4 protein-coding genes are annotated in these 5154 nt (G+C 59.9%); all 4 read left to right on the top strand.

Annotated elements, in window-relative coordinates; genetic code table 11:
• Nucleotides 1-24: 24 nt before the first annotated feature.
• The 4 genes from ACM6IO_RS26625 to phaC (ACM6IO_RS26610) all read left to right on the top strand — a co-directional run bounded on the left by ACM6IO_RS26625 (nt 25) and on the right by phaC (ACM6IO_RS26610) (nt 5126).
• Complete coding sequence (locus ACM6IO_RS26625; protein ID WP_085988409.1) at nt 25-402, top strand: gamma-butyrobetaine hydroxylase-like domain-containing protein; 378 nt, start codon at nt 25-27, stop codon at nt 400-402.
• A gap of 258 nt (nt 403-660) precedes the next feature.
• A complete protein-coding gene (phaC, locus tag ACM6IO_RS26620) occupies nt 661-2340 on the top strand; it encodes a class II poly(R)-hydroxyalkanoic acid synthase (RefSeq protein WP_192226849.1) in 1680 nt (559 codons plus the stop codon).
• A 134-nt stretch (nt 2341-2474) separates the two neighbouring features.
• Complete coding sequence (gene phaZ / locus ACM6IO_RS26615; RefSeq protein ID WP_008041882.1) at nt 2475-3329, top strand: poly(3-hydroxyalkanoate) depolymerase; 855 nt, start codon at nt 2475-2477, stop codon at nt 3327-3329.
• A 114-nt stretch (nt 3330-3443) separates the two neighbouring features.
• On the top strand, nt 3444-5126 hold the full coding sequence (gene phaC / locus ACM6IO_RS26610; protein WP_008041884.1) for a class II poly(R)-hydroxyalkanoic acid synthase: 1683 nt from the start codon (nt 3444-3446) through the stop codon (nt 5124-5126).
• Nucleotides 5127-5154: the final 28 nt, after the last annotated feature.

Raw genomic sequence — 5154 nt, 5'->3', positions numbered from 1 at the left:
AGACCTCGCGCTTCAATACGGACTTTGGTCATGATCCCCACCGACATCAAACTGCACAAAGCCTCGAAAACCCTGTCGCTGAAATACGCGTCCGGCGAGGAACATCACCTGCCCGCCGAGTTCCTGCGCGTGCACTCTCCTTCCGCCGAGGTCCAGGGCCACGGCAAACCTATCCTGCAATTTGGCAAGATCGGCGTAGGCCTGACCAAGGTAGAACCGGCCGGTCAGTACGCACTGAAATTGACCTTCGACGACGGCCACGACAGCGGCCTGTTCACCTGGGAATATCTGTACCAGCTGGGCGTGCGCCAAGAGGATCTCTGGAACGATTATCTTGCCGAACTGAAAGCCGCCGGAAAGACCCGCGACCCTAACGAATCTGTCGTCAAGCTGATGCTCTAACCCGCGCCTCTTGCGCATTAGAAGGCATTTTCTAATTTCATCTGTTTGAATGCTTGGCCGCGAGGTCAGTCATTAGCCTGCTTGCGAAAAAAATTAAACTCGGGTAACCAATGGAGCTGGCAAGTTACCTGCAGTGCTCTCTGAACTAAAAAGCAGCGATGCAGAATTATCGGTCACCCGAGCAGTAGTACCTGGCATTGGCTGTGTGACTACACGGCTGGACTCAGGTACTCGTCTCAGGACAATGGAGCGTCGTAGATGAGTAACAAGAATAACGATGACTTGAAGAATCAAGCCTCGGAAAACACCTTGGGGCTTAATCCTGTCGTTGGGCTGCGTGGAAAGGATCTACTGGCTTCTGCTCGAATGGTGCTCAGGCAGGCCATTAAACAACCGATTCACAGTGCGAAGCATGTCGCTCATTTCGGTCTTGAACTGAAGAACGTGCTGTTCGGCAAATCCGAACTGCTACCGACCAGCGATGACCGTCGTTTCGCCGATCCGGCCTGGAGCCAGAACCCGCTCTACAAACGTTATTTGCAAACCTACCTGGCGTGGCGCAAGGAACTCCACGACTGGATCGACGACAGTAACCTCGGGCCCAAGGATGTGGCACGCGGGCATTTCGTGATCAACCTCATGACCGAAGCCATGGCCCCGACCAACACGGCGGCCAACCCGGCAGCGGTCAAACGCTTCTTCGAAACCGGTGGCAAGAGCCTGCTCGACGGCCTCTCGCACCTGGCCAAGGATCTGGTGCACAACGGCGGCATGCCGAGCCAGGTCAACATGGGCGCATTCGAAGTCGGCAAGAGCCTGGGCGTGACCGAAGGTGCGGTGGTTTTCCGCAACGACGTGCTGGAGCTGATCCAGTACCGGCCGACCACCGAGCAGGTGCATGAGCGTCCATTGCTGGTGGTGCCGCCACAGATCAACAAGTTCTACGTTTTCGACCTGAGCCCGGACAAAAGCCTGGCGCGTTTCTGCCTGCGCAATCATGTGCAGACCTTCATCGTCAGCTGGCGCAACCCGACCAAGGAACAGCGCGAATGGGGCCTGTCGACCTACATCGAAGCGCTCAAGGAAGCGGTTGATGTGGTCACCGCAATCACCGGCAGCAAAGACGTGAACATGCTCGGCGCCTGCTCCGGCGGCATCACCTGCACCGCGTTGCTGGGCCACTACGCCGCAATCGGCGAGAAAAAAGTCAACGCCCTGACGCTGCTGGTCAGCGTGCTGGACACCACCCTGGACAGCGACGTCGCACTGTTCGTCGACGAACAGACCCTCGAAGCCGCCAAGCGCCATTCCTATCAGGCCGGCGTACTCGAAGGCCGCGACATGGCGAAAGTGTTCGCCTGGATGCGCCCCAACGATCTGATCTGGAACTACTGGGTCAACAACTACCTGCTCGGCAACGAGCCGCCGGTGTTCGACATTCTGTTCTGGAACAACGACACCACCCGGTTGCCCGCCGCGTTCCACGGCGATCTGATCGAGATGTTCAAAAACAATCCGCTGATCCGCCCGGATGCACTGGAAGTGTGCGGCACGCCAATCGACCTGAAGCAGGTCACGGCCGACATCTTTTCCCTGGCCGGCACCAACGACCACATCACCCCGTGGAAGTCCTGCTACAAGTCGGCGCAACTGTTCGGCGGCAAGGTCGAATTCGTGCTGTCCAGCAGCGGGCATATCCAGAGCATTCTGAACCCGCCGGGCAACCCGAAATCGCGCTACATGACGAGCGCCGAGATGCCGTTGAAGGCTGAGGAGTGGCAGGAAAACTCCACCAAGCACACCGATTCCTGGTGGCTGCACTGGCAAGCCTGGCAGGCCGAGCGTTCGGGCGAATTGAAAAAAGCCCCGACAAAACTGGGCAACAAGGCTTATCCGGAAGGTGAAGCAGCACCGGGCACTTACGTACACGAACGCTAAATGACCCCCGACCTGTAGGAGCCGGCTTGCTGGCGATGGCATCACTGCGGTTTCACAGTTTCACCGTGGTGATGCCATCGCCAGCAAGCCGGCTCCTACAGAATGGGGGCCGATCCACCTACAGGGCTTGAAGCATGCCGCAACCGTTCATTTTTCGTACCGTCGACCTGGATGGCCAGACCCTCCGCACGGCAGTACGCCCCGGCAAGCCTCACTTGACGCCCTTGCTGATATTCAACGGCATCGGCGCCAACCTGGAGCTGGTGTTTCCGTTTGTCGCAGCATTGGACCCGGACCTCGAAGTCATCGCTTTCGACGTGCCCGGTGTCGGCGGTTCGTCGACGCCGAACCGGCCGTATCGTTTTCCGGGCCTGGCCAAACTCACGGCGCGGATGCTCGACTATCTCGATTACGGGCAAGTGAACGTGATCGGTGTGTCGTGGGGTGGCGCCCTCGCCCAGCAGTTTGCTTACGACTACCCCGAGCGCTGCAAGAAACTGGTGCTGGCGGCGACGGCGGCGGGTGCGGTGATGGTGCCGGGCAAACCGAAAGTGCTGTGGATGATGGCCAGCCCACGGCGCTACATCCAGCCATCGCACGTGATCCGCATTGCGCCAATGATCTACGGCGGCTCGTTCCGTCGCGATCCGACACTGGCGGCCAGCCATGCGGCGAAGGTGCGCTCGGCAGGCAAGCTCGGTTACTACTGGCAGCTGTTCGCCGGACTCGGCTGGACCAGCATTCACTGGCTGCACAAGATCCACCAGCCGACGCTGGTGCTGGCCGGCGACGATGACCCGCTGATCCCGTTGATCAACATGCGCGTGCTGGCCTGGCGGATTCCCAATGCCCAGTTGCACATCATCGATGACGGGCACCTGTTCCTGATCACCCGCGCCGAGGCCGTGGCGCCGATCATCATGAAGTTTCTCGAGGAAGAACGGCAGCGCGCCGTGATGCATCCGCATCCGGCTCCATCGGGCGGCTAACCGACTTATCGTCGGTCGGCAGGACGCCGCGCCGCGCAACAACCCGTTACAGCGTCTATGGTGTTCTGGTTCGGTGTGTTTGTATTTGGCCTGAAGACGAAGGAGTGTTGAGTCATGCGCGACAAGCCAGCGAGGGAATCTTTACCGACTCCCGCAGCGTTCATCAACGCACAGAGTGCGATTACCGGCCTGCGTGGTCGGGATCTGTTTTCGACCCTGCGCAGCGTTGCCGCCCATGGTTTGCGCAACCCCGTGCACAGCGCCCGCCATGCGTTGAAGCTGGGCGGTCAACTGGGGCGCGTGTTGCTGGGCGAAACCCTGCACCCGACCAACCCCAACGACAATCGCTTTGCCGACCCCGCATGGAGCCTCAACCCGTTTTATCGCCGCAGTTTGCAGGCCTACCTGAGCTGGCAGAAACAGGTCAAAAGCTGGATCGACGAGAGCAACATGGACCCGGACGATCGCGCCCGCGCCCACTTCGCGTTCGCTTTGCTCAATGATGCGGTGTCACCGTCCAACACCCTGCTCAATCCGCTGGCGGTCAAGGAAATCTTCAACTCCGGCGGCAACAGCCTGGTGCGTGGCATCAGTCACCTGGTCGATGATTTCCTGCACAACGACGGCCTGCCCAGGCAAGTGACCAAGCAGGCCTTCGAGGTCGGCAAGACGGTCGCGACCACCACCGGCGCCGTGGTGTTTCGCAATGAGCTGCTGGAACTGATCCAGTACAAGCCGATGAGCGAAAAGCAGTATTCCAAACCGCTGCTGGTGGTGCCGCCACAGATCAACAAGTACTACATTTTCGACCTGAGCCCGAACAACAGCTTCGTCCAGTTCGCCCTGAAAAACGGCCTGCAAACCTTCATGATCAGCTGGCGCAACCCGGATGTGCGCCATCGCGAATGGGGCCTTTCGACCTACGTCGAAGCCGTCGAAGAAGCGATGAATGTATGTCGGGCGATCACCGGCGCCCGGGAAGTCAACCTGATGGGCGCCTGCGCCGGCGGGCTGACCATTGCCGCGCTGCAAGGTCATTTGCAGGCGAAGCGGCAACTGCGCCGTGTATCCAGCGCAACCTATCTGGTGAGCCTGCTCGACAGCCAGATGGAGAGCCCCGCGACCCTGTTCGCCGACGAACAGACCCTGGAAGCGGCCAAGCGTCGGTCCTATCAGAAGGGCGTGCTGGACGGTCGCGACATGGCCAAGGTCTTCGCCTGGATGCGCCCCAACGATTTGATCTGGAGCTACTTCGTCAACAACTACCTGTTGGGCAAGGAGCCGCCGGCGTTCGACATCCTCTACTGGAACAACGACAACACACGTCTGCCGGCCGCCTTTCACGGCGATCTGCTGGACTTCTTCAAGCACAACCCGCTGAGTCATCCGGGGGGCCTGGAAGTGTGCGGCACGCCGATCGACTTGCAGAAAGTCACCGTCGACAGCTTCAGCGTGGCCGGCATCAACGACCACATCACGCCGTGGGATGCGGTGTATCGCTCGACGCTGCTGCTGGGTGGCGAGCGACGCTTCGTGCTGTCCAACAGCGGTCATGTACAGAGCATCCTGAACCCGCCGTCCAACCCGAAAGCCAACTTCATTGAAAGCACAAAACTGAGCAGCGATCCGCGGGCCTGGTATTACGACGCCAAGCAAGTCGACGGCAGCTGGTGGACGCAGTGGCTGAGCTGGATTCAGGAGCGTTCGGGCGCGCAAAAGGAAACCCACATGGCTCTCGGCAACCAGAACTATCCACCCATGGAGGCGGCACCCGGTACTTACGTGCGCGTGCGCTGACACCCAACACACCACTGCTGCCTCCGTA

Source organism: Pseudomonas sp. IT-P44 (assembly GCF_949768225.1).
GTDB lineage: Bacteria > Pseudomonadota > Gammaproteobacteria > Pseudomonadales > Pseudomonadaceae > Aquipseudomonas > Aquipseudomonas migulae.
The sequence above is the reverse complement of the archived record's forward strand: the minus strand, read 5'-3'. Positions and strand labels throughout refer to the sequence as shown.

What these genes read in the sequence shown, in the direction of transcription:
- phaC (WP_192226849.1), top strand. Translation starts at nt 661, where the DNA reads ATGAGTAACAAGAATAACGATGACTTGAAGAATCAAGCCTCGGAAAAC.
- phaZ (WP_008041882.1), top strand. Translation starts at nt 2,475, where the DNA reads ATGCCGCAACCGTTCATTTTTCGTACCGTCGACCTGGATGGCCAGACC.
- phaC (WP_008041884.1), top strand. Translation starts at nt 3,444, where the DNA reads ATGCGCGACAAGCCAGCGAGGGAATCTTTACCGACTCCCGCAGCGTTC.